A 22478-nucleotide genomic window follows, 5' to 3' on the forward strand; every position below is an offset into this window, starting at 1 on the left:
CCCGTACACCCGAACCCCCGGAGCCCTTCATGGGACGTTATGTGATCCGGCGGCTGCTGCAGATGATCCCGGTCTTCTTCGGCACCACACTGCTGATCTTCCTCATGGTGAACGTGATGGGCGACCCCATCGCGGGCCTCTGCGGCGACCGCCAGTGCGACCCCGCGACCGCCGCCCAGCTGCGCACCGAGTTCGGCCTCGACAAGCCGGTCTGGCAGCAGTACCTGACCTACATGGGCAACATCTTCACCGGTGACTTCGGCACGGCTTTCAACGGGCAGAAGGTCACGGAGCTGATGGCCACCGCCTTCCCCATCACCATCCGGCTCACCATCGTCGCGATCGTCTTCGAGATCGTCATCGGCATCAGCCTCGGCGTCGTCACCGGCCTGCGCCGCGGCCGGCCCGTCGACACCGTGGTGCTCATCCTGACCCTGGTCGTCATCGCCGTACCGACGTTCGTCACCGGCCTGCTGCTCCAGCTCCTCCTCGGCGTGGAGTGGGGCATCATCAAGCCGTCCGTCTCCTCGGAGGCACCGGTCGACGAACTCATCGTGCCCGGCCTCGTCCTGGCCTCCGTCTCCCTCGCCTACGTCACCCGGCTCACCCGGACCTCCATCGCCGAGAACGCCCGCGCCGACTACGTCCGTACCGCCGTGGCCAAAGGCCTCCCCAGACGACGGGTGGTCGTGCGGCACCTGCTGCGCAACTCCCTCATCCCCGTCGTCACCTTCATCGGTACGGACGTGGGCGCCCTGATGGGCGGGGCGATCGTCACCGAGCGCATCTTCAACATCCATGGGGTCGGCTACCAGCTCTACCAGGGCATTCTGCGGCAGAACTCCCAGACCGTCGTCGGGTTCGTCACCGTCCTGGTCCTCGTCTTCCTGGCGGCCAACCTGATCGTCGACCTCCTGTACGCCGTACTCGACCCGAGGATCCGCTATGCCTGAGCAGCAGCCGTGGGACGAGACGACGGGCAGCGGAGCGATCTCGGGCGCCGGTGCGGGCGGGGCGATGGACCTCGCGATGGACGAGGGCGTCACCCTGGAGAAGACACCCGGCGGCCCCGAGGGCACCGGTCCCACCGGCAAGCCGCGCAGCCTGTGGTCCGACGCCTGGCGCGACCTGCGCCGCAACCCGGTCTTCATCATCTCCGGGCTGGTCATCCTCTTCCTGGTGATCATCTCGATCTGGCCGTCGCTGATCGCCGACCAGGACCCCCTCAACTGCGACCTCGCCAAGGCCCAGGAGGGCTCCCAGCCCGGACACCCCTTCGGCTTCGACGGACAGGGCTGCGACGTCTACACCCGCACCGTCTACGGCGCGCGGACCTCGGTGGCCGTCGGCGTCCTCTCCACCCTCGGCGTCTCGCTGCTCGGCGGCGTGCTGGGCGGCCTCGCCGGCTTCTTCGGCGGGGCGTGGGACGCCGTGCTCTCCCGCATCACGGACGTCTTCTTCGGCATCCCGGTGGTCCTCGGCGGGCTGGTCTTCCTCTCCGTCGTCACCAGCTCCACGGTCTGGCCCGTGATCGGCTTCATCGTGCTGCTGGGCTGGCCCCAGATCGCCCGTATCGCCCGTGGCTCCGTCATCACCGCCAAACAGAACGACTACGTCCAGGCGGCCCGTGCACTGGGGGCGTCCAACAGCCGGATGATGCTGCGGCACATCGCGCCCAACGCGGTCGCCCCGGTGATCGTCGTCGCGACCATCGCGCTGGGCACGTACATCTCGCTGGAGGCGACCCTGTCGTTCCTCGGGGTGGGCCTGAAGCCGCCGGCGGTCTCCTGGGGGATCGACATCTCCGCCGCCTCCCAGTACATCCGCAACGCGCCGCACATGCTGCTCTGGCCGGCCGGAGCGCTGGCGATCACGGTGCTCGCCTTCATCATGCTCGGCGACGCGGTGCGCGACGCCCTCGACCCCAAGCTGCGCTGAGGAGCCCGCTGCCATGTTGCTCGAAGTGCGCGATCTGCACGTGGAGTTCCACACCCGGGACGGAGTGGCCAAGGCCGTCAACGGGGTCAACTACTCGGTGTCCGAGGGGGAGACACTCGCCGTCCTCGGCGAGTCCGGCTCGGGCAAGTCCGTGACCGCCCAGGCGATCATGGGCATCCTCGACATGCCGCCCGGGAAGATCAGCGGGGGCGAGATCCTCTTCAAGGACCGCGACCTGCTGAAGCTCAAGGCCGAGGAGCGCCGCAGGATCCGCGGCCAGGAGATGGCCATGATCTTCCAGGACGCGCTGTCCTCGCTGAACCCGGTCCTCAGCGTGGGCGCGCAGCTCGGCGAGATGTTCGTCGTGCACCGCGGGATGTCACGGGGCGACGCCAAGGCCAAGGCGATCGAGCTGATGGACCGGGTGCGCATCCCGGCGGCCCGGCAGCGGGTGGGCGACTTCCCCCACCAGTTCTCCGGCGGCATGCGCCAGCGCATCATGATCGCCATGGCGCTGGCTCTGGAGCCCGACCTGATCATCGCCGACGAACCGACCACCGCCCTCGACGTGACCGTCCAGGCCCAGGTCATGGACCTGCTCGCGGAGCTCCAGCGCGAGCTCAACATGGGCCTGATCCTGATCACCCACGACCTCGGCGTGGTCGCCGACGTCGCCGACAAGATCGCCGTGATGTACGCGGGCCGGATCGTCGAGACCTCGCCCGTCCACCCGATCTACCAGGCGCCCGCGCACCCGTACACCAAGGGCCTGCTGAGGTCGATCCCGCGCCTGGACCAGAAGGGCCAGGAGCTCTACGCGATCAAGGGCCTGCCGCCCAACCTGCTGCACATTCCGCCCGGCTGCGCCTTCCACCCGCGCTGCCCCCTGGCCCAGGCCGTGTGCCGCACGGACGTGCCGCCGCTCTACACCGTGGACGAGGAACGCCGGAGCGCCTGCCACTTCTGGAAGGAGACGCTCGATGCACGCTGACGAGACGGGCCGCGGGGGCGGCGGCTCCACGCTCCAGGCGGAAGCGCCCAGGCGCCCGTACGCCGGGGGCGACCCGATCCTGGAGGTGCGCGGGCTGGTCAAGCACTACCCGCTGACCCGGGGCATCCTGTTCAAGAAGCAGGTCGGCGCGGTCAAGGCCGTCGACGGCGTGGACTTCGACCTCGCGGCGGGCGAGACGCTCGGCATCGTGGGGGAGTCCGGCTGCGGCAAGTCGACCGTCGCCAGGATGCTGGTGCACCTGGAGCCGCCGACCGGGGGCGCGATCCGCTACAAGGGCGAGGACGTCACCAAGCTGTCCGGGCGGGCGCTGAAGGCCGTGCGCCGCAACATCCAGATGGTGTTCCAGGACCCGTACACCTCGCTGAACCCGCGTATGACGGTCGGCGACATCATCGGGGAGCCTTACGAGATCCACCCCGAGGTGGCGCCCAAGGGGAGCCGCCGACAGAAGGTGCAGGACCTGCTGGACGTCGTCGGGCTGAACCCGGAGTACATCAACCGGTATCCGCACCAGTTCTCCGGTGGCCAGCGCCAGCGCATCGGGATCGCCCGCGGCCTCGCGCTCAACCCCGAGATCATCGTCGCCGACGAACCGGTCTCCGCCCTCGACGTGTCGGTCCAGGCCCAGGTCGTCAACCTGCTGGACCGGCTGCAGGACGAATTCGACCTGAGCTTCCTGTTCATCGCGCACGACCTGTCGATCGTCCGGCACATCTCGGACCGGGTCGGCGTCATGTACCTCGGCCGGATCGTCGAGATCGGCACGGACGAGGAGATCTACGACCATCCGACGCACCCCTACACCCAGGCGCTGCTGTCGGCCGTCCCGGTGCCCGACCCGACGGCCCGTGACCACCGCGAGCGGATCATCCTCCACGGTGACGTGCCCTCCCCGGCGAACATCCCGTCCGGCTGCCGCTTCCGCACCCGGTGCTGGAAGGCGCAGGAGCGGTGCGAGCTGGAGGTGCCGCTGCTGGCGGTGCCGGCGGTCTTCCGGGAGTCGGAGACACCGGCCCGGCACGACTCGGCGTGCCACTTCGCCGAGGAGAAGCAGGTCGTCCCGCCCGAAGGCCCGCGGGACGCACCGGAGGGCGACAAAGAGCGTTGAACAGGCCTCATGTCCGTTAACACAGAGGCAACTTGACCGTCGTCACACCGATATACGGACACCCCACCATAGAGAGCGTACGGCCGTGCGGGTGCCGTGAACCGGCCGGGGCGTTCATCACGTCGCCCCGGCCGGTTACAAGTGCCCGCTCTGGCGCCCTTGTCCATCGGCGGGCAGCGGTGGAGGATCGCCGGTGTGATACTCACACGGGGAGCCAGAATCACCGGAGCGGTGCTGTGCGCCGTGCTCGCGGCCCTGGTCGCGGCCTGGATCGTGCGGGACCTGCGGGCCGTCGGTGATCCGCTGGACCTGGTGCGCTACTGGGCCGGCTACACGGACGAATGGCCGAAGACACTGCCCGCCACCCTGCAGGCCGACCCGGTGCTGCTCGTGGTGTACGTCCTCGCCCTGTTCGCCTCGCTGCGCTCCTCCGTCGCCGCGTCCACGCTGGTCGCCACCGGACTGGTCACGCTCGCCCTGCGGCTGCCGGGCGTCTGGACCATCGGCTCGTCCTGGATGGACGGTCGGTTCGACGACGAACTGCGCACCCGCGCCCTCATCGGCACCTTCGTCGCCCTGGCCGCGGGCCTCGCGCTCGTCGTCACCGGAGCCGCGGGCCGCAGACGGTCCGAGGACGCCTACGAACCACGGCCCACCCGGCCCGGCCGCGGGGCCGGGGTCACCGCCTTCCTGGCGCTGGGCACCTCGGGGGCCGTCGTGATCGGCTGGGAGATCCGCCAGCTCTTCACCCTGCCCGACGCGATCTACCCCGCCTGGTTCATCGGCGGGAAGGGCCTCACGCTCGGGCTCACCGCCACCCCGCCGGGCTGGAGCAGTGTGGCCCTCGGGGTGATCTGCCTGGTGGTGGCGTGGACCGCGCTCTTCCGGGCCGTCCACTCCCGCCCGCTCGGCATGATCGCCGCCGGATTCCTGCTGGTCTCCGGCGGCTGCGGAATCGCCCGGCTCCTCCACAACTCCTGGCTGGAACACTTCGGTGAGGCGCCGGCCGAGCAGCAGCTGGTCATGCTCACCCCGTTCCTCCTCGCCGTGTCCGGAGCGGCGGCCCTGCTCGTCCTGGCGCGCAGGGGCTTCGAGGTCACCGACCGGCAGGACGAGGGGTACGGCGGATACGGCCATCCGCAGACCGGGACCCCCGGCTACGGCTACCCGCAGGCCGGCACCCCCGGCTACGGCTACCCGCAGAGCGGCGGCGGACCCGGTTACGGCTATCCGCACGGCGGCGGGTCCGGTTCCCCGCCGCCGCCCGCGTCCCCGCCGCCCGGCTGGTGACGGCCGTGGCTACGCCCCGGGCAGCCCCAGGGACCGCCTGAGGAAGTCCACCTGGAGCAGCAGCAGATTCTCGGCCACCTGCTCCTGCGGGGTCATGTGCGTCACCCCGCTCAGCGGCAGCACCTCGTGCGGGCGTCCGGCGGACAGCAGCGCGGAGGAGAGCCGCAGGGCGTGGGCGACCACCACGTTGTCGTCCGCCAGGCCGTGGACGATCATCATCGGCCGCACCTCGTGGGCCGGCTCGGAGAGCCCCTCGTCGGTGACCAGCGAGTTGCGGGCGTACACCTCGGGCTGGTGCGCGGGGTCACCGAGATAGCGCTCGGTGTAGTGGGTGTCGTACAGCCGCCAGTCCGTCACCGGCGCGCCCACGACGGCCGCGTGGAAGACGTCGGGGCGCCGCAGCACCGCGAGGGCCGAGAGGTAGCCGCCGTACGACCAGCCGCGCATGGCCACCTTGGAGAGGTCCAGCGGGAAGCGCCCGGCCAGGGCGTGCAGCGCCTCGACCTGGTCGTCGAGGGTGAGGGTCAGATCGTCCCGCACCGCCTTCTCCCAGCCGGGGGAACGGCCCGGCGCGCCCCGGCCGTCCGCGACGATCACGGCGAAGCCGTGGTCCGCGAACCACTGGGACGTCAGGTGCGGGTTGTGGGCGGCCACCACCCGGCGGCCGTGCGGGCCGCCGTAGGGGTCCATCAGGACCGGAAGCGGACCGTCTGATTCTTTGTATCCGGTGGGGAGCAGAACGGCGCACGGGATGCGCCGTGCGCCCCCCTCGGTCAGATGGACCTTCGCGGTCAGGACCGGCTCCTGGGCGAGATTCGCCACCGTGGCGATCCGCTTGCCGTCACGCAGCACCTGCACCGCCGTCCCCGGGCGCTCGGGGGACGCCGAGACCAGCACCGTCACACCGCCCGCGCGCACCGCGGAGTGGACCCCGACGCCCTCGCTGACGCGCTCCACGCCCAGCTCGTTGACCCGGTACACATGGCTCTGCCCCGTCTCCGGATCCGGCGCGCCCTCGCCCGCGGTCGCCTGCACCAGGATGTCCGACTCCCCGATGTCCAGCACCGCCTGGACGTGCAGCCGACTGCCGGTCAGCGGCCGGTCGCCGACCGAGAGCACCCGCGCGCCCCCTTCGTCGGCGACCCGCACGAGCCGGCCGTCGGGCGCCCAGGAGGGCACCCCGGCGAAAAGATCCAGCCAGACGGCGTCCTCGTCGACATGCACCGTACGGGTCGCGCCGCTCTCCGTGTCGACGGCCAGATGCAGCTGACTGCGCTGGTCACGGGCCTGCACCAGGAGCAGCGGTGCGCCGTGCGAGGACCAGTGCACGCGGGCGAGGTAGGGGAAGCGGGACCGGTCCCAGACAACCTCGGTGCGGGTCCCGTCCAGGCCGATCACGAAGAGCCGCACCTCGGCGTTGGCCGTCCCCGCCGCCGGGTAGCCGACCTCGGCGGGCTTGCTCCCGGGGTGCGCGGGATCGGCGATCCACCACCGCTGTACGGCGCTGTCGTCGACCCGGGCGACCAGCAGGCGGTCCGACTCCGGCGACCACCAGAAACCGCGGTAGCGGCCCATCTCCTCGGCCGCGACGAACTCCGCGAGGCCGTACGAGGTGTGGGCGTCCTCCGGCTCCGCGACGGCCCGGTCGCCGTCACCCTCCGCCCCCACCACGCGCAGCGCGCCGCGGGCCGCGTAGGCGATGTGCCGGCCGTCGGGGGAGGGGCGCGGGTCGATCACCGGGCCGGGCACCGGCAGGGCGCGCGCCGTGCCCGCCCTCAACTCGGCGACGTACGCCTTGCCGGAGAGCGCGAAGGCCGCCAACTCGACCGCGTCGTCCACCGCGTAGCCCACGATGCCCGCCGAACCCTCCCTGGTCCGCTCGCGCCTGGCCCGCTCCTGCGGTGACAGCTTCTCCGCCGAACCGCCCAGCAGGGCGTCGGGGTCGGCCGCGATCCGCTCCTCGCCCGTGCCGGTGTCCAGCACATGGAGCCGGTTCGTCCGGTCCGTTCCCGAGGCCGAGCGGAGGAAGAGCACCCGCGTCCCATCCGGTGAGACGGTGAACGCCCGGGGTGCGCCGAGAGTGAACCGCTGGGTCCGGGCGTGCTGGCGGGGAAAGGACAGCTTCTGCGAGGTCATGGCACCGAACCTAGCTCCCGACGGCCGGTCCGTGCGCCCCTCGTGCTGCTGTGCCCCGATCAATGCGTCGGCACGGATAGTTATGATCCGTAGCGCTCGGTGGGTAAGAAGCTGTTGTCTTGCTCCGGTCGGCCCCCGACCGGGGCAAGACAACAGCTTCCAGAACCTGCTGGCTCCATGTGTGCTGCCCGTCCCGACCGTACTGATGGAGGTGAACCGCCGTGGCACTCTCGATTTCGGCGGTGGTGCTGCTGGCGATCGTCGTCTTCCTGCTGATCCGGAAATCCGGACTGAAGGGCGGACACGCGGTGGTCTGCATGTTGCTCGGGTTCTACCTCGCGAGCTCGTCGATCGCCCCGACCATCTCGGAGGTGACGTCGAACGTGGCAGGCATGATCGGGGGCATCAAGTTCTGACCGCCTGCCCGCCGGGCGCCCCGGGCTCCGTGGGGCGTTCGGCCGGTGGGGCGGCGTGCTCGTAGGGTGGTCCCATGAAGGACCTCCCCGCCCGCCGTCTGCTCCTCGTGCACGCGCACCCCGACGACGAGTCGATCAACAACGGTGCCACCATGGCCAGGTACGCGGCCGAGGGCGCCCACGTCGCCCTGGTGACGTGCACCCTCGGCGAGGAGGGCGAGGTCATCCCGCCGGACCTCGCACATCTCGCCGCCGACCGGGACGGCGGTCTGGGCGACCACCGCATCGGCGAACTCGCCGCCGCGATGCGGGAGCTCGGGGTCACCGACCACCGGTTCCTGGGCGGCCCCGGCCGGTTCCGCGACTCCGGGATGATGGGCACCGAGCAGAACGGCCGGCCCGGCGCCTTCTGGGCCGCCGGCCTCGACGAGGCAGCCGGCCACCTCGTCCGGGTGATCCGCTCCCTGCGCCCCCAGGTCCTGATCACGTACGACCCCGACGGCGGCTACGGCCACCCCGACCACATCCAGGCGCACCGCGTCGCGATGCGGGCGGCGGACCTGGCCGCCGACCCCGCGTACGACGCGAGCACCGGAGCCCCGCACACCGTCGCCAAGATCTACTGGAACCGGGTGCCCCGCTCCGTGGCCGAGGCCGCCTTCGCACGGCTGCGGGAGACCGCCCCCGACGCCTTCCCGGGGATCGCCGCGATCGACGACGTACCCGGTGTGGTGGACGACGCGGTGATCACGGCGGAGATCGACGGCACGGCGTACGCCGCGGCGAAGACCGCCGCGATGCGGGCCCACGCCACCCAGATCGCCGTGGACGGCCCCTTCTTCGCTCTTTCGAACGACCTGGGACAGCCCGTCCTCACCACCGAGTACTACGAGTTGGTGCGGGGCGTCCCGGGCGGGGACGGCGGTTCCCGTGAGCACGACCTCTTCGCGGGCCTGCCGGACGCGGCCCTCGCACCGGGAGCACAGGCATGAGCAGCAGCAAGAGGCAGCGCGCCACCTCGCAGGCACCCCGCACCAACGCCCCGCCGAGAAGCCCCGGGCCCACCGGTCTCGCCGCGCCCCCCAACCCCGCACGGATCCCCCTGTACGTGGGCCTGGCGGTGCTGGGCGCGGCCGTCGGGCTCGCCGGCACCCTCGTCCAGGCGGCCCTGTTCCCCGGCGGGTTGCTGCTCGCGCTCGCCGCGTCGGCGGGCCTGTTCTACGGCGGCCGGGTGCTGACCGGGACACAGCTCGGCGCGCTGGTGCCCGCGGTGGGCTGGTTCATCGCCGTCGTCATCCTTCTCGGCGGGCGGCCCGAGGGCGACTACGTCTTCGGGCAGGAGCTCGGCCTGGCGCTCTTCATGCTCGGAGGGATGGCCGTCGCTGTGATCTGTGCCACGATGTCGCGGCTGCCGTATCCGGCCAACGGTGCCGGTCGAACTGGCACGTGATGTGGTATGTCCGCTCCCGGATTGCCCCTCCGCGCAGTGATGGGTGCATCCTTGTTCCCCCCCGGGCGCGGAGAGTCTTACGGTGGCGGCCAGTATGGTGGTGCGCGCGCCGAGCCGTCCCCTGGCCTGCGGCATGGGGGAAGTACGGGCGGCGGAGCCAATCGGGAGAACCTGCTTTGAGTCGTGAAACTGACAGTTCGTCGTCCGGGCCCCAGGGGCGCGGAGGAGCCGCGTACCCGTCGGGTACGCCGCCGTACGGATCACGCCAGTATCCGTCGCTGCACCCGTCCCAGGACGGGCCGGAGGAGACTCCGGAGCCTGCGGATCCGCCTCAGCCCGAGGAGCCCAGAACCGAGACGACGCTGACGACGCGCATCCGGATCAACATCCCGGGCTCGCGTCCGATCCCGCCTGTCGTCATGCGTACGCCGATGAGCGACGTGGACCCCTCGGGCGACCGTCCGGACGCCGAGCGCACCGGTAGCACCCCGAGGCCCGGCGCACCCGCGCCGACGCCCGGTGGCGCGCCGGTCCCCGGCCCGGACGCGCGTGACCGTGAGGGCGGCCCGGCTGCCGACGCCCCGGCTTCGAGCCCGGCCAGGGAGAAGAGCGGCAGCGACTGGTTCGCCCCGCGCAAGGCCCCGGCCCCCGTACCCGGTGCGGGTGCCGCTCCCATGGCTTCGGCTCCGGGCGCGCCCGGCCCCGGTCAGGGGCCCGGCCCCGGCCCCGGCCAGGGCCCTAATCCGGGCTCCGGCCCAGGCGGCGGGTCCGCCGGCGGTCCTTCCGGCCCCACCCCGCCGCGCACGGAATCGCCGTACTTCTCGGACGGTCCGCAGCAGCCCGGCGACCGGGGCGGCGCCTCCCGTCCGGGCCGCAGCGCTCTCGACGACCTCGACGCCGGTCCGCGGCCCACGCCGAACGCCGGCATCCGGCCGCCGGGCGGACCGGGTCCCTCCGGACCCACCACCGGTCCGGCCACCGGCAGTTCGTCGCTGACGCCGAACCTCGACCGTCTCCCCGGCGGTGCCGGTCCTGCGGGCCCCGGCGGCCCGTCCGGCCCCCGGCCCGGCGGCCCCGGCGGCGTACCCCCGCGGATGTCGGACGACACCGCGATCCTGACGCCGCAGGCCCCCGCTCCGGGCCCCGGGTCCGGAGCAGGGTCCGGCCATGTCTCCGGTGACACGCTCACCAGCGGCATCCCCGTCATCCCGGGTGAGCCCCGCTCGGCGTTCCCGGGCGGACCCGGCGGCACCCGGCCGCCCGAGGGCCCCCTGGGCGGCGGTCCCGCGGACGCGGGTGCCCCGGCGCCCGCTCCGGCCCCCCGGCCCGCCCCGAAGGCCGCGCCGCCCGCCAAGAAGGGCCGCTCCAAGCTGGTCCTCCTGGGCGCGGGTGTCGTCGTGCTGTTCGGTGTCGCCTACGGCGCCGGCCTGCTGATGAACCACTCCGAGGTCCCCAAGGGCACCACCGTGCTCGGCGTCGACATCGGCGGCGGCTCGAAGGAGGAGGCGGTCACCAAGCTGGAGTCCGCTCTCGGCAAGCGCGCGCAGACGCCCCTGCGGCTGTCCGTGGAGGGCAAGGAGGAGAAGCTCGCCCCCGACAAGGCCGGCCTCACCCTGGACAGCCAGGAGACGGTCCGCGAGGCCGCCGGCAGCGACTACAACCCGGTCTCGGTGATCGGCTCCCTGTTCGGCGGGGCACGCCCCGCCGACCCGGTGATCCCGGTCGACGAGGAGAAGCTCGGGGTCGCGCTGACCGACCTGGCGGGCGTCTCCGGCTCCGCCAACGACGGCACGATCAAGTTCGAGCCGAACAAGGCCGTGGCCGTCCCCGGCAAGTCGGGGAAGTCGCTGGACGTCAACCGGTCGATGATCTCCGTCCGGGACGCCTACCGCGCGCAGGTGCAGACCGGTGACCCGGCCGTCGTCGAACTGCCGGTGGCCGCCACCGAACCCACCATCACCAAGGCCGAACTGGACCGGGCGATGAAGGAGTTCGCCGAGCCCGCGATGTCCGGCCTGGTGACCATCAAGGCGGGGCCCAAGCAGATCGACTTCGGTCCCGCGAGGTCCCTGCCGCAGATCCTGTCCATGAAGCCGGTCGACGGCAAGCTGGTCCCCGTCTACGACAGGGCGGCGATCGACAAGCTGCTGGACGGCGTCTTCGACGGCATCATGATCACCAAGGGTGACGGGAAGAAGCACGAGGTCAGCGCCACCGACGTGGCCCAGGCCATGCAGGGCGCGCTGCTCGGCAAGACCCCCGCGCAGCGCACCGTCGCGATCAACCTGAACGGCGAGGGCTGACCGCACGCACCACGCCGTACGGCCGCCCCCGCCCGGACCTCCGGGCGGGGGCGGTGTCATACCGCCCCTGCTCGCGGAGGAGAAGGACCATGTCCACCCGGTGGAGTCTGACCGTCGACTGCGCGCACCCCAAGGCGCTGGCGGCCTTCTGGGCCCTGGCGCTCGGGTACGTGGAGAAGCCGCCGCCCGCCGGGTTCGGCGACTGGGAGGAGTGGTTCGCCCACCACGGAGTCCCGGAGGAGGAGTGGGACGACGGCGCCTATCTGTCCGACCCGGACGGCACGGGCCCTGGCCTGTCCTTCCTGAAGGTCCCCGAGCCGAAGACGGCCAAGAACCGGCTGCACCTCGATGTGCAGGCGGGCGGCGGGCGCGAGACCCCGTGGGAGGTCAGATGGCCGCGGGTGTCCGGGGCGGTGGAGCGGCTGACGGCCGCCGGTGGCACGGTGATCCAGGTGCACGAGCTCCACGGGCGGCCCGACCACGTCGTGATGGCCGACCCGGAGGGCCATGAGTTCTGCGTGCTCTGAACGGCACGCGCGACCCGAACGGGACAGGGCCCGGCCGCGGGTGCGGCCGGGCCCTGTCTCCCCCCGGTCTATGGGAAGGACACCACCTGGGACGGGATGGTGTCCGTGCCGGATGTGGGGGATCCGGTGTCGTTGATGACGTGTTCGTACTGGCCCTGGCCGCCGAGGGAGACGACGAGCAGGTCGTGGAACTTCACCCCGGGCTTCACCGGGGCCTGGAAGCCGTGCTGCTGGCGGATGCTGGGGTCGACGTTGAAGTAGCAGTAGCTCCCCATGCCCCAGCCCTCGTGGGTGGTGACGGAGTCGGCGACCTTGTAGGCGGCGTAGCCCTTGATGTCGCCGTTCTGGATGGCGGCCTGGTTGGGGGCGTCGTACGCCTTCTCGTTCTGGAAGAAGATCGTCTTGCCGTTCTCGCCGTTCCACTGCACGTCGTACTTGTTGAAGTGCTCGACGAACAGGCCGGTGGCCAGGACGTTGTCACCGTTGACCGTCAGGCCGTAGTCGGACCGGTTGGTCTCCCAGCCGACGCCGTCGCCGTGGTCGGCGCGCCACAGCCAGGTGTGGTCGATGATCGTGTCGTTGCTGTTGACGACCAGGCCGTTGGTGGCCTTGCCGGCACCCGCACCGCCGACCCGCACGAAGACGTCCTGGAGCGACGTCGGGTTGTCCGCGTGGTTCGCGGACGAGCCCTCCGGGCCGACCTCGATCAGCGATTCGGAGTTGGTCGTTCCGGCGTCGATGAGCAGACTGGCGAGCTTCACGCCGTCCACGTCACCGACCTTGACGGCGGTGACCCCGTTGTCCGGGATGATCGTGGCGAGACCCAGACCGAGCGCCACGGTGTTCGCGCGGTCGATGTCGATCGTCTGGTCGACGTGGTAGACGCCGGGCGTGAACAGCAGGTGCAGACCCTGGTCCACGGCCGCGTTGATGGTCTCGGCGGTCGCTCCGGGCTTCACCACGTAGAACTGGTCCAGCGGGATGGACTCGCCCTGCGGGGTGCCGTTGCCCCAGGACGTGCCCCGCGCGTTGGTGCGCTTGGCGGGGACGAACACCTTGTAGTCGTCGCCGTCGAGGTAGAGGAACGGCTTCTCGCGGGAGACCGGGGTGTTGTCCAGCGTGGTGTACGGCGGCTCCGGGAAGCTCTGGGCGGGTGCGCCCTCGACGCCGGAGAACGTCATGTTCCAGACGCCGTTGCCCCAGCTGCCGATCGAGCTGTCACGGGTGTACCACTGCTGCTGCGAGTAGGGGCCGACCTGGCCGTCGATCTTGCTGTCGGCGATGTAGCCGCCGCTCGCCCAGCCGTAGCCGTCGGGTGCCAGGTTGAGGCCGCCCTTGACGTGCATACGGCGGAAGGGGGCGGCCTGGGAGACCGCCCAGCGGTTGGTGCCGCTGACGGGGTTGAGCGCGAGGTTCTCGGCCGACCGCCAGAAGTTCTGGGTGGCGTTGCCGTTGAACCAGCCCGCGTCGACCGTGACATCGCCGTTGAAGGTGGTGTCGTCGGGGTTCAGCCCGAGCCCGGCGATGGAGGTGTAGAAGCCGATCTGGGCGTTGATGTTGTCGTACGTGCCCGGCTTGAACATCAGCGCGTAGCGGTCGCTGCCGAACTGGTTCGACTCCTGCTTCTTGAAGATCTCGTCGACCTTGCCCTGGATGTCGGGCGTGGAAGGGTCGAAGACCAGCACGTTGGGACCGAGGTCGCCGCCGCCGGGCAGCTCCGCGGCCTCGTCACCGAACGCCGACTGGGCCGTGGGGAAGGCCATGAGCAGCGAAACGGCGAGTGCGGCGAAACCGAGCGCCCTGGTGCGGCGGTGGCGGTGCGGAGCGGTGGGGGGCGCGGAACTCGTGGGGGGAGCTTGCATGAATGACGTCTCCTGGGTCGTGGTACGGGTGCACGACGGAACCTCGAGAGAGGCGAGAGAGCGCTCTCTCGTTTCGCCGATGTAACCGCTGTCGCCCTGGACACGTCAAGAGGTGTGCATCAGGAGCCTCAACTGTTTGCCGTACGGGCAACAAATAGCGTCGGGCGTACGGCAATTGGGCGGCTTTGTGCGCACACGGCCCCGCCTGTGAGTTCAGAGGGTGACCGCGCGCCGGGGCCGTCCGGTGCGTACGCGTTCAGTTCAGCAGCGCCCTGGCGGCCTGGGCGCGGTGCCGGATGGCCTCGGCCGCCGTCGGCTCGATGCCGTCGACGATCTCCGCGTACTCGTCCATCTCCGCCGCACCCCGCAGGAACTCCCCGCGCTGCACGAGGAGCTGGGCCCGCTCGTAGCGGAGCCTCGCCGGGTGCGAGGGCAGCAGCAGGGAGAGGTCGAGCGCCCACAGCGCCACGTCCGTGCGCTCGGGGCGCGCCGCCGCCCAGGCCCGGACGTTGTTCAGGATCCGCAGCACCGTCTCCAGCGGCCTGGCGGGCACCTGCGTCGTCGCCGAGGGCGGCGCCCCGGTCGCCCCCGCCACCATCAGCTCCGCGTCCTCACCGCTCAGCGGGGCGCCGCCGGCGAAGGGGTCGGCCAGCACCCGCTCGGCCGGATCACCGAAACCGACCACGTAATGGCCCGGGAGCGACAGTCCGTAGACGGGCGCCCCGGCCCTCCGGGCGACCTCGATCCAGACCACGGACAGCAGGATGGGCAGACCTCTGCGCCGCCGCAGCACCTGCTGGAGCACCGACGACTCCAGCCGCTGGTAGTCCTGGGAGGAGCCCGCGAAACCGCAGCGCTCGCCCAGCAGTTCGGCGAGCGCGGACGCCCAGACGCGGGGGCCGCGCGCTCCGTACGGCAGGAGGCCGGCCAGCCGGTCCAGCTCGATCTGCGCCGCGTCGATGCCGTGCGGATCGGCGTCCCCGGGCGACGGAGGGGACGTCTCCGCGCCCAGCAGCAGGCAGAGCAGCGCGAGGTCGGGCCGTTCGGCGCGCGCCTCCTCGGCGAACCGCTGCCGTCGTGCGGCCGTGCCCGGGTCCTCGGCGCTCATGTGTGACACGTCCCCCTGCTGCTGTCCCCGCTACGCGGGCCGGAAGTGGTGGTAGCTGTGGTGGGTGGCGAAGCCCATGCCGTCGTACAGGGCACGGGCACCTTCATTGTCCGCCTCCACCTGGAGCCACGCGGCCGAGGCACCCTCGTCCAGGGCCGTGCGGGCCAGCGCGGTCATGACGGCCGTCGCGAGACCGCGCCGCCGGTACTCCGGGCCCACCTCGACGGCCATGAAACCCGCCCAGCGGCCGTCCACCACACAGCGCCCGATCGCGGCGGGCGCCCCCGCCGGGTCGTCGCCCGGCACGGAGGCGAACCACACCGAGGGGCCGCTGCCCAGCACCTTCAGCACATGCGGCCCCAAAGTCTCGAAGCGCTGGTACCGGGAGAGCCACGCGTCGTCCGGCTCCCGGGCCGTCCGTACGGCGGAGACGTCCGCGTCCAGATCGCCGACCGGCGCCAGCGCCGCGATCCGCACCTCGGCGGTCACCTCCCGCCGCCAGCCGCGCTCCTCCAGGTCCGCGCAGAGCCGCTCCTGCGTGCCCTCGGCGCCGGTGGCGGTCTGGATGCAGGCGGGCAGGCCGCGTTCCCCGTACCAGCGGGTCACATGCCCCAGCGCCTCGTCGAGCGGGAGGCCCGGATCGCCGAGCGGCAGCACGGAGTTGGCGCGGCGGGTGAATCCGCCGGACGCGCGCAGCCGCCAGTCGCCCAGGAGTTCGCTCTCCACGGGCTGCCAGGCGCGCGCGGTCGCCAGGGCGAGTTCGCCGAAGGACGCGGCGGGGCCCCGGCGGCGTGCCGGGGCCGGGGGCACCACCTTGCCCGCCACCAGCGCGGATTCCGCGATGCGGATACTCTCGCCGTTCTTCGTCGTGATCGACAGCACTTCGTCGTCCCACGATGTGAGAACCCCGACCGTGTCGGTGAACTTCGCGCCCGTGCCCGGCACGTCGGCGACGCGCCGCACGGATACGCGTTTGCCCACGTCAGCGGGTGTTATGCGAACCTCGAGCCGTCCGCCGATGGTGAATTCCACAGCTCTGTCTGCCCCTCCTGTTCGGATCGTGCCCCGGAACGGAGATACTAGGGGCGGGCATCGACGACGCCGCGCTCCCGCGCGAGAGCCAACGCCCTACCGAGGAGGAACGACAGCGTGACCTACGTCATCGCGCAGCCTTGTGTCGACGTGAAGGACAAGGCCTGCATCGAAGAGTGCCCCGTCGACTGCATCTACGAGGGCTCCAGGTCCTTGTACATCCATCCGGACGAGTGCGTCGACTGTGGAGCCTGTGAGCCGGTCTGCCCGGTCGAGGCCATCTTCTACGAGGACGACACCCCGGAGGAGTGGAAGGACTACTACAAGGCGAACGTCGAGTTCTTCGACGACCTCGGCTCGCCGGGTGGCGCCTCCAAGCTGGGTCTCATCGAGCGCGACCACGCGTTCATCGCCGCGCTGCCGCCGCAGAACCAGTAAGCGGCCGCACGAGCGCCGCCCGGTCCCGTACGGCTTGTCACCGTGCGGGACCGAGGTGTTTCCCGGCCGCCCCGGCCCCGTACGAGAAAGCAGAGTCCCGTGTCCGCAGCAGTTCCCGTCTCCTCCCGTCTCCCGGTCTTCCCCTGGGACAAGCTGGCGCCCTACAAGGCGACGGCCGTGGCCCATCCGGACGGCCTCGTGGACCTGTCGGTCGGTACGCCCGTCGACCCGGTGCCCGAGCTGATCCAGCAGGCGCTGATCGCCGCCGCGGACAGCCCCGGCTATCCGACGGTGTGGGGGACCGAGGCGCTGCGGGACGCCCTGACCGGCTGGGTGGAGCGCAGGCTCGGCGCGACCGGTGTGACGCACGGCAACGTGCTGCCGGTCGTCGGCTCCAAGGAGCTGGTCGCGTGGCTGCCGACCCAGCTCGGTCTCGGCGCGGGCGACAAGGTCGCCTACCCCCGGCTCGCCTACCCGACGTACGAGGTCGGCGCGCGGCTCTGCGGCGCCGAGCCCGTGGTCTACGACGACCCGACGGAGCTGGACCCGGAGGGCCTGAAGCTGCTCTGGCTCAACTCCCCGTCCAACCCGACGGGCCGCGTCCTGCCGAAGGACGAGCTGACCCGGATCGTCGCCTGGGCGCGCGAGCACGGGGTGCTGGTCTTCAGCGACGAGTGCTACCTGGAGCTCGGCTGGGAGGCCGAGCCCGTCTCCGTGCTGCACGCGGACGTCTGCGGCGGTACGTACGAGGGCATCGTCGCCGTCCACTCGCTCTCCAAGCGCTCCAACCTCGCCGGTTACCGCGCGGCCTTCATCGCCGGGGACGCGGCCGTCCTCGGTGAGCTGCTCCAGATCCGCAAGCACGGCGGGATGATGACGCCGGCCCCGGTCCAGGCGGCGACCGTCGCGGCGCTGGGTGACGACGCGCACGTGGCGGAGCAGCGGGAGCGCTACGCGCGGCGGCGCACGGTCCTGCGCGCGGCGCTGGAGGCCCACGGCTTCCGGATCGAGCACAGCGAGGCGAGCCTCTACCTCTGGGCCACGCGTGACGAGCCCTGCTGGGAGACCGTGGCGCACCTGGCCGGACTCGGCATCCTCGTGGCGCCGGGCGACTTCTACGGGCCGGCCGGGGACCACTTCGTACGGGTGGCGCTGACGGCCTCGGACGAGCGCGTGGACGCGGCGGTCAAGCGGCTGTCCTAGGGCCCCCGGGGGCCGGTACGCCGAGGGGCCTCGGGAGTGCGCACTCCCGAGGCCCCTGCGCATGCCCGGCACGGTGTGCCGTCCGGCGGATCAGCCGATCGGCAGGCCCTTGGTGGGCAGGCCCTTGGTCGGGAGGTCCTTCGACAGGTCGCCCGACGCCACGTTGCCGGCCGTGTCGAGGGTCTTGCCGGCGGCGGGAAGGGTCGTGCCGACCACCTTGCCGCCGGTCCCGTTCGCCACCTCGGAGCCCTGCCTGGAGGCGGAGTCCAGCGTGCTGCTGAGTCCGGCGTTGTCGAGCGAGGTGAGGCCGCCGAGCGCGGGGGTCTGCGGGAGCACCGCGGCACCCGCGACTCCGGCCGCGCCGACCACGGGGGCCGCACCTGCGGCGATCAGCAGCGCGGCACGGGCGATCCGGCGGGTCAGGGGGAGGGACATGATGCTCCTTCGACGGGACGTCAACGAGTTCGCGGCAGATATGGAATCCGCCTGTCCGGTTGATCGGACGCACTGAACAACCGGTCCGGGGGCGGGGAAGGTTGCGGGGCAGCAAGGTAAAGACTGGGTAATGCGTCAGATAATCCGCAACGGAGGAACCCGGGCGAACGGCGCATTCGGTAGACGCCTGATGAACCGTCACTTCCCTTTACTGGCAAGGAAATCCACCCGAAATGCGGGGGCGGGGAAACGGTGGCGGGAGCGGGGATCCGGCGAACGGTCGACGCCCCGTACGGACGACAGGCCGTACTACTGAGCGAGCCGCATTCGGACCGTCGTGGCGCCGGATTCCTCGCGCTCCGTCCGCCAGCCCGTGTCGGTGGTCCACACCCGGCCCGCGTACGAGACCTCCGTGATCCGCAGGGTGCCGGCCCGGGCGACCGCCCAGTGGGCGAGCTCCCAGCCGCGCTGCGACGCGGTGTCGTCCCCGCCCCGCACGGGCACCGACACCGTGCCTGCCGCGGAGGAGCCCGCCGACCCGGCGGACGGCAGGACGTCCTTCCCGAAGGCGCGCACCAGGTCGGACCGCACCTCGGCCGCGTCCCCGGGGTCCTCGGCGGACGGCGCCGGCACCGAGCAGGTCAGCGAGGCGGGGGCCCGCCCGGTCAGCGCGGCGGCCAGCAGCGCGGCATCCGGCTCGTGCTTGGCGTACGCCTGCGGGAACGCGCTCTTCTGTACCCGCTGGGCCGCGACGGTCAGCGGCAGCCGCGAGTAGCCCGGGACCTCGGCGAGGTGCTCGTAGAACTTCCCGGACGCGTAGACCGGGTCCATGATCTGTTCGGGCGTCCCCCACCCCTGCGAGGGGCGCTGCTGGAAGAGCCCGAGCGAGTCCCGGTCCCCGTGGTCGAGGTTGCGCAGCGCGGACTCCTGCAGCGCGGTCGCCAGTGCGATGGTCACCGCGCGCTCCGGCAGCCCGCGTGTGGTGCCCACGGCGGAGATCGTGGCGGCGTTGGCCGCCCGGTCGGGGCTCAGCTCGTACGTACGCCCCTCGCCGCCGTCGGCGGGGCCGACGGTGCAGCTGGGCGAGCCCTTGCCGCCGGAGAGGTACTGCACGGCCAGATAGCCGGCCAGTGCCACGAGCACGGCGAAGGCGGCCGTGACTCGGAAGAGACGGCTGCGGCGGGGAGAGGAGCTGGACCGGGGCACGGGGCCCACCGTACTGGAGGGTAGGGCCGGGGCCGAGACCCAAGTCCCTTAGGCTCGTGACCATGGATGGACATACGCTTGACCTCGCCCTGGACGGCCCGGAGCTCACCGCCAGGCTGGTCGATTTCCCGTCGGTCAGTGGGCAGGAGAAGGACCTCGCCGACGCCATCGAGGCGGCCCTTCGCCCGCTGCCGCACCTGACCGTCGACCGCCACGGCAACAACATCGTGGCCAGGACGCAGCTGGGCCGAGCGGAGCGCGTCGTGCTGGCGGGTCACATCGACACCGTCCCGATCGCGGACAACGTGCCGTCCAGGCTCGACGACGACGGCGTGCTGTGGGGCTGCGGAACCTCCGACATGAAGTCGGGCGTCGCCGTCCAGCTGCGCATCGCGGCGACGGTGCCTGAGCCCAACCGCGACCTCACGTTCATCTTCTACGACAACGAGGAGGTCGCCGCCCACCTCAACGGCCTCGGGCACGTGGCCGAGGCGCACCCCGAGTGGCTCGACGCGGACTTCGCGGTCCTCCTGGAGGGCTCCAACGGTGAGGTCGAGGGAGGCTGCCAGGGCACCCTCCGCGTCCATCTGCGGTTCGCGGGCGAGCGCTCCCACTCCGCGCGCGGCTGGATGGGGTCCAACGCGATCCACGCGGCCGCCCCGGCGCTGGCCCGGCTGGCAGCGTACGAGCCCCGCCGCCCGGTCATCGACGGGCTGGAGTATCGCGAGGGGCTCAACGCCGTGGGCATCGAGGGCGGCGTCGCCACCAACGTCATCCCGGACGCCTGCACCCTGGTCGTCAACTACCGCTACGCCCCCGACATCACGGCCGAGGAGGCCGAGGCGCACGTCCAGGAGGTCTTCGCGGACTGCGGCGTCGCCGAGTTCGTCGTGGACGACCACACGGGCGCCGCGATGCCCGGGCTCTCGCACCCGGCGGCCAAGGCGTTCATGGACGCGGTCGGCGGCGTCGCACGGCCCAAGTTCGGCTGGACCGACGTGTCCCGTTTCGGCTCCCTGGGCATCCCCGCGGTGAACTACGGCCCCGGTGACCCGCTGTACGCCCACAAGCGCGACGAGCACGTGCGCGTCGAGCGGATCACGCACTGCGAGGACCGCCTCCGCTCCTGGCTCACCAGCTGACTCACGGCATTCCCCTGTACGTAACCTCCGCCGATCTACGCTGAAGCGACACACGCACATCGCAGGTCGGCGGAGGGAGCAGGTCATGGGCAACCCGGAGGACGCACGGATCCCCGAGGGCGCGCAGATTCCCGAGGGTGCGGTGAAGCCCGAGGAACAGCGACTGGGTCCGGTACTGCGCCGCAGGGACCAGGTCCAGCCGGGCACGACCGATCAGCGGCTGCTGGATTCCGAGGGTGACTCGGAGTGGGTCCACACCGACCCCTGGCGGGTCATGCGGATCCAGTCCGAGTTCGTCGAGGGATTCGGCGCGCTGGCGGAACTGCCCAGCGCCATCAGTGTCTTCGGCTCGGCCCGCACCCCGGCGGGCGGACCGGACTACGAGGCGGGCGTACAGATCGGCAAGGCGCTCGTCGAGGCGGGCTTCGCCGTCATCACGGGCGGCGGGCCCGGTGCGATGGAGGCGGCGAACAAGGGGGCCCGGGAGGCCAAGGGCGTCTCCGTCGGACTCGGCATCGAGCTGCCCTTCGAGTCCGGGCTGAATCCACATGTCGACATCGGCGTCAACTTCCGGTACTTCTTCGTCCGCAAGACGATGTTCGTGAAGTACGCGCAGGGCTTCGTCGTCCTGCCCGGCGGACTGGGCACGCTGGACGAGCTCTTCGAGGCGCTGACCCTGGTGCAGACCGGCAAGGTGACGCGCTTCCCGATCGTCCTGTTCGGCACGGCGTACTGGGGCGGCCTCGTCGACTGGCTGCGGGACACGGTGGTCGCGGGGGGCAAGGCGTCCGAGCGGGACCTGATGCTGTTCCACGTCACGGACGACGTGGACGAGGCGGTCCGGCTGGTGACCAAGGAAGTCGGCCGGTAGCAGGGGCGGCGCAGGGGGCCGCGCGGCCCCCTGCCCCGCCGCGCCCGTCCGGCCGTGCGGGAGCGGCGTACGGGCCTACGCCAGGCCGCGACGTGCGACCGCCGGCGGCCGGTGGCCCGCGATGGACGCCACCATGTCCAGGACCTGCCGGGTCTCGGCCACCTCGTGCACCCGGTACACCTGCGCCCCCAGCCACGCCGAGACGGCCGTCGTCGCGAGCGTGCCGATCACGCGTTCCTTGACCGGCCTGTCGAGGGTCTCCCCGACGAAGTCCTTGTTGGAGAGCGAGACCAGTACGGGCCAGCCCGTGTCCGTCATCTCCTCCAGCCGGCGCGTCGCCTCCAGCGAGTGCCGGGTGTTCTTCCCGAAGTCGTGCCCCGGGTCGATCATGATCCCGTCCGGCCTGACCCCGAGCTCCACGGCCCGCTCGGCGAGCCCCAGGGTCACCCGCAGGATGTCCGCCATCACGTCGTCGTACGCGACCCGGTGGGGCCGAGTACGGGGCTCGGCGCCGCCCGCGTGCGTGCACACGAGCCCCGCTCCGTACCGCGCGGCGACCTCCGCCAGCTTCGGGTCGACGCCGCCCCACGCGTCGTTCAGCAGGTCCGCCCCGGCCTCGCAGACGGCCTCGCCCACGTCGTGCCGCCAGGTGTCCACGCTGATCACTACGTCCGGGTGGCGCCGGCGCACCTCGGCGACGAAGCCGACCGTGCGGCGCGCCTCCTCCTGCGCCGTCACCTCCTCGCCGGGACCTGCCTTCACCCCGCCGATGTCGATGATCGCGGCGCCCTCCGCGACGGCCTGCTCGACCCTGGACAGCGCCGGTTCGTCGCGGAACGTCGCCCCCTGGTCGTAGAAGGAATCGGGAGTCCGGTTCACGATCGCCATGATCACCGGCTCGTGCGGCCCGAACTCCCGCCGCCCCAGCCTGAGCGCCCCGCTTCGCATCCCTCTTCCTCCCTGTAGTCCGCCTGCGACCCTAACTGTCAGTGCCGCATGGC

The 22478-nt window shown here is 71.7% G+C and carries 21 protein-coding genes; 14 read left to right on the forward strand and 7 right to left on the reverse strand.

What is annotated here, in order from left to right:
- Nucleotides 1-29: 29 nt before the first annotated feature.
- From ACIRD8_RS15835 to ACIRD8_RS15855, 5 genes are all read left to right on the forward strand, one after another.
- Complete coding sequence (locus tag ACIRD8_RS15835; RefSeq protein WP_014154263.1) at nt 30-953, forward strand: ABC transporter permease; 924 nt, start codon at nt 30-32, stop codon at nt 951-953.
- Nucleotides 946-1938 carry an ABC transporter permease gene (locus tag ACIRD8_RS15840; protein ID WP_403990896.1) on the forward strand — a complete coding sequence of 331 codons (993 nt, stop codon included), beginning with the start codon at nt 946-948 and terminating at the stop codon, nt 1936-1938. Before ACIRD8_RS15835 ends, ACIRD8_RS15840 begins: the two co-directional genes overlap by 8 nt.
- Nucleotides 1939-1951: 13 nt before the next feature.
- The gene (locus ACIRD8_RS15845; protein WP_403990900.1) at nt 1952-2929 is read left to right on the forward strand and encodes an ABC transporter ATP-binding protein; all 978 of its coding nucleotides are present in this window, start codon (nt 1952-1954) and stop codon (nt 2927-2929) included.
- Complete coding sequence (locus tag ACIRD8_RS15850; protein ID WP_403990903.1) at nt 2919-4058, forward strand: ABC transporter ATP-binding protein; 1140 nt, start codon at nt 2919-2921, stop codon at nt 4056-4058. The genes ACIRD8_RS15845 and ACIRD8_RS15850 overlap by 11 nt, the downstream gene beginning before the upstream one ends.
- Before the next feature lie 195 nt (nt 4059-4253).
- Nucleotides 4254-5348, forward strand: coding sequence for a hypothetical protein (locus tag ACIRD8_RS15855; protein ID WP_403990906.1), 1095 nt, complete (start codon nt 4254-4256; stop codon nt 5346-5348).
- 9 nt (nt 5349-5357) lie between these two features.
- Here ACIRD8_RS15855 and ACIRD8_RS15860 read toward each other — a convergent pair whose 3' ends face one another.
- The gene (locus ACIRD8_RS15860; RefSeq protein WP_403990909.1) at nt 5358-7484 is read right to left on the reverse strand and encodes an alpha/beta fold hydrolase; all 2127 of its coding nucleotides are present in this window, start codon (nt 7482-7484) and stop codon (nt 5358-5360) included.
- A gap of 221 nt (nt 7485-7705) precedes the next feature.
- Here ACIRD8_RS15860 and ACIRD8_RS15865 point away from each other — a divergent pair, with 221 nt between their 5' ends.
- From ACIRD8_RS15865 to ACIRD8_RS15885, 5 genes are all read left to right on the forward strand, one after another.
- Nucleotides 7706-7900, forward strand: a complete 195-nt coding sequence (locus ACIRD8_RS15865) for a hypothetical protein (RefSeq protein ID WP_014154257.1) — start codon at nt 7706-7708, stop codon at nt 7898-7900.
- A gap of 74 nt (nt 7901-7974) precedes the next feature.
- Nucleotides 7975-8892 (forward strand): N-acetyl-1-D-myo-inositol-2-amino-2-deoxy-alpha-D-glucopyranoside deacetylase, encoded by a 918-nt coding sequence (gene mshB / locus ACIRD8_RS15870; RefSeq protein WP_403990912.1) that lies wholly within the window; start codon nt 7975-7977, stop codon nt 8890-8892.
- Nucleotides 8889-9350: a DUF6113 family protein gene (locus ACIRD8_RS15875; protein ID WP_403990914.1), complete on the forward strand. Its 462-nt coding sequence runs from the start codon at nt 8889-8891 to the stop codon at nt 9348-9350. Before mshB ends, ACIRD8_RS15875 begins: the two co-directional genes overlap by 4 nt.
- Nucleotides 9351-9769: 419 nt before the next feature.
- Nucleotides 9770-11653, forward strand: coding sequence for a hypothetical protein (locus tag ACIRD8_RS15880; protein WP_403990917.1), 1884 nt, complete (start codon nt 9770-9772; stop codon nt 11651-11653).
- Nucleotides 11654-11742: 89 nt separating this feature from the next.
- Nucleotides 11743-12180, forward strand: a complete 438-nt coding sequence (locus ACIRD8_RS15885) for a VOC family protein (RefSeq protein ID WP_403990920.1) — start codon at nt 11743-11745, stop codon at nt 12178-12180.
- A gap of 68 nt (nt 12181-12248) precedes the next feature.
- Here ACIRD8_RS15885 and ACIRD8_RS15890 read toward each other — a convergent pair whose 3' ends face one another.
- The 3 genes from ACIRD8_RS15890 to ACIRD8_RS15900 all read right to left on the reverse strand — a co-directional run bounded on the left by ACIRD8_RS15890 (nt 12249) and on the right by ACIRD8_RS15900 (nt 16182).
- Nucleotides 12249-14042 (reverse strand): coagulation factor 5/8 type domain-containing protein, encoded by a 1794-nt coding sequence (locus ACIRD8_RS15890; RefSeq protein ID WP_403990923.1) that lies wholly within the window; start codon nt 14040-14042, stop codon nt 12249-12251.
- Between the two features lie 256 nt (nt 14043-14298).
- A complete protein-coding gene (locus ACIRD8_RS15895) occupies nt 14299-15150 on the reverse strand; it encodes a transglutaminase-like domain-containing protein (RefSeq protein ID WP_403990926.1) in 852 nt (283 codons plus the stop codon).
- A gap of 30 nt (nt 15151-15180) precedes the next feature.
- Nucleotides 15181-16182 (reverse strand): GNAT family N-acetyltransferase, encoded by a 1002-nt coding sequence (locus tag ACIRD8_RS15900; RefSeq protein ID WP_403990929.1) that lies wholly within the window; start codon nt 16180-16182, stop codon nt 15181-15183.
- Between the two features lie 117 nt (nt 16183-16299).
- Here ACIRD8_RS15900 and fdxA point away from each other — a divergent pair, with 117 nt between their 5' ends.
- Both fdxA and ACIRD8_RS15910 read left to right on the forward strand, forming a co-directional pair.
- On the forward strand, nt 16300-16620 hold the full coding sequence (fdxA, locus tag ACIRD8_RS15905) for a ferredoxin (RefSeq protein WP_014154250.1): 321 nt from the start codon (nt 16300-16302) through the stop codon (nt 16618-16620).
- A gap of 99 nt (nt 16621-16719) precedes the next feature.
- Nucleotides 16720-17823: a bifunctional succinyldiaminopimelate transaminase/glutamate-prephenate aminotransferase gene (locus ACIRD8_RS15910; protein ID WP_403990932.1), complete on the forward strand. Its 1104-nt coding sequence runs from the start codon at nt 16720-16722 to the stop codon at nt 17821-17823.
- A gap of 90 nt (nt 17824-17913) precedes the next feature.
- Here the strand turns inward: ACIRD8_RS15910 and ACIRD8_RS15915 are convergent, their stop codons facing one another.
- Both ACIRD8_RS15915 and ACIRD8_RS15920 read right to left on the reverse strand, forming a co-directional pair.
- Nucleotides 17914-18258 carry an ATP-binding protein gene (locus tag ACIRD8_RS15915; protein WP_403990935.1) on the reverse strand — a complete coding sequence of 115 codons (345 nt, stop codon included), beginning with the start codon at nt 18256-18258 and terminating at the stop codon, nt 17914-17916.
- A gap of 309 nt (nt 18259-18567) precedes the next feature.
- A complete protein-coding gene (locus ACIRD8_RS15920; protein WP_403990938.1) occupies nt 18568-19464 on the reverse strand; it encodes a hypothetical protein in 897 nt (298 codons plus the stop codon).
- A 62-nt stretch (nt 19465-19526) separates the two neighbouring features.
- Here ACIRD8_RS15920 and dapE point away from each other — a divergent pair, with 62 nt between their 5' ends.
- Together dapE and ACIRD8_RS15930 are read left to right on the forward strand one after the other, a co-directional pair.
- Entirely contained in the window at nt 19527-20606 is a 1080-nt protein-coding gene (gene dapE, locus ACIRD8_RS15925) for a succinyl-diaminopimelate desuccinylase (RefSeq protein ID WP_403990941.1), read from the forward strand.
- Nucleotides 20607-20691: 85 nt separating this feature from the next.
- Nucleotides 20692-21477: a TIGR00730 family Rossman fold protein gene (locus ACIRD8_RS15930; protein WP_361580107.1), complete on the forward strand. Its 786-nt coding sequence runs from the start codon at nt 20692-20694 to the stop codon at nt 21475-21477.
- Between the two features lie 75 nt (nt 21478-21552).
- Here ACIRD8_RS15930 and folP read toward each other — a convergent pair whose 3' ends face one another.
- A complete protein-coding gene (gene folP, locus ACIRD8_RS15935) occupies nt 21553-22425 on the reverse strand; it encodes a dihydropteroate synthase (RefSeq protein WP_403990945.1) in 873 nt (290 codons plus the stop codon).
- Nucleotides 22426-22478: the final 53 nt, after the last annotated feature.

Origin of the sequence: Streptomyces sp. NPDC102451 (assembly GCF_044765485.1) — a bacterium.
Classification (GTDB): Bacteria; Actinomycetota; Actinomycetes; order Streptomycetales; family Streptomycetaceae; genus Streptomyces.

Coding starts and splice junctions, on each gene's coding strand:
- ACIRD8_RS15835 (WP_014154263.1), top strand. CDS start 30: ATGGGACGTTATGTGATCCGGCGGCTGCTGCAGATGATCCCGGTCTTC.
- ACIRD8_RS15840 (WP_403990896.1), top strand. CDS start 946: ATGCCTGAGCAGCAGCCGTGGGACGAGACGACGGGCAGCGGAGCGATC.
- ACIRD8_RS15845 (WP_403990900.1), top strand. CDS start 1,952: ATGTTGCTCGAAGTGCGCGATCTGCACGTGGAGTTCCACACCCGGGAC.
- ACIRD8_RS15850 (WP_403990903.1), top strand. CDS start 2,919: ATGCACGCTGACGAGACGGGCCGCGGGGGCGGCGGCTCCACGCTCCAG.
- ACIRD8_RS15860 (WP_403990909.1), bottom strand. CDS start 7,484: ATGACCTCGCAGAAGCTGTCCTTTCCCCGCCAGCACGCCCGGACCCAG.
- mshB (WP_403990912.1), top strand. CDS start 7,975: ATGAAGGACCTCCCCGCCCGCCGTCTGCTCCTCGTGCACGCGCACCCC.
- ACIRD8_RS15875 (WP_403990914.1), top strand. CDS start 8,889: ATGAGCAGCAGCAAGAGGCAGCGCGCCACCTCGCAGGCACCCCGCACC.
- ACIRD8_RS15880 (WP_403990917.1), top strand. CDS start 9,770: ATGCGTACGCCGATGAGCGACGTGGACCCCTCGGGCGACCGTCCGGAC.
- ACIRD8_RS15885 (WP_403990920.1), top strand. CDS start 11,743: ATGTCCACCCGGTGGAGTCTGACCGTCGACTGCGCGCACCCCAAGGCG.
- ACIRD8_RS15890 (WP_403990923.1), bottom strand. CDS start 14,042: ATGCAAGCTCCCCCCACGAGTTCCGCGCCCCCCACCGCTCCGCACCGC.
- ACIRD8_RS15895 (WP_403990926.1), bottom strand. CDS start 15,150: ATGAGCGCCGAGGACCCGGGCACGGCCGCACGACGGCAGCGGTTCGCC.
- ACIRD8_RS15915 (WP_403990935.1), bottom strand. CDS start 18,258: ATGTCCCTCCCCCTGACCCGCCGGATCGCCCGTGCCGCGCTGCTGATC.
- dapE (WP_403990941.1), top strand. CDS start 19,527: ATGGATGGACATACGCTTGACCTCGCCCTGGACGGCCCGGAGCTCACC.
- ACIRD8_RS15930 (WP_361580107.1), top strand. CDS start 20,692: ATGGGCAACCCGGAGGACGCACGGATCCCCGAGGGCGCGCAGATTCCC.
- folP (WP_403990945.1), bottom strand. CDS start 22,425: ATGCGAAGCGGGGCGCTCAGGCTGGGGCGGCGGGAGTTCGGGCCGCAC.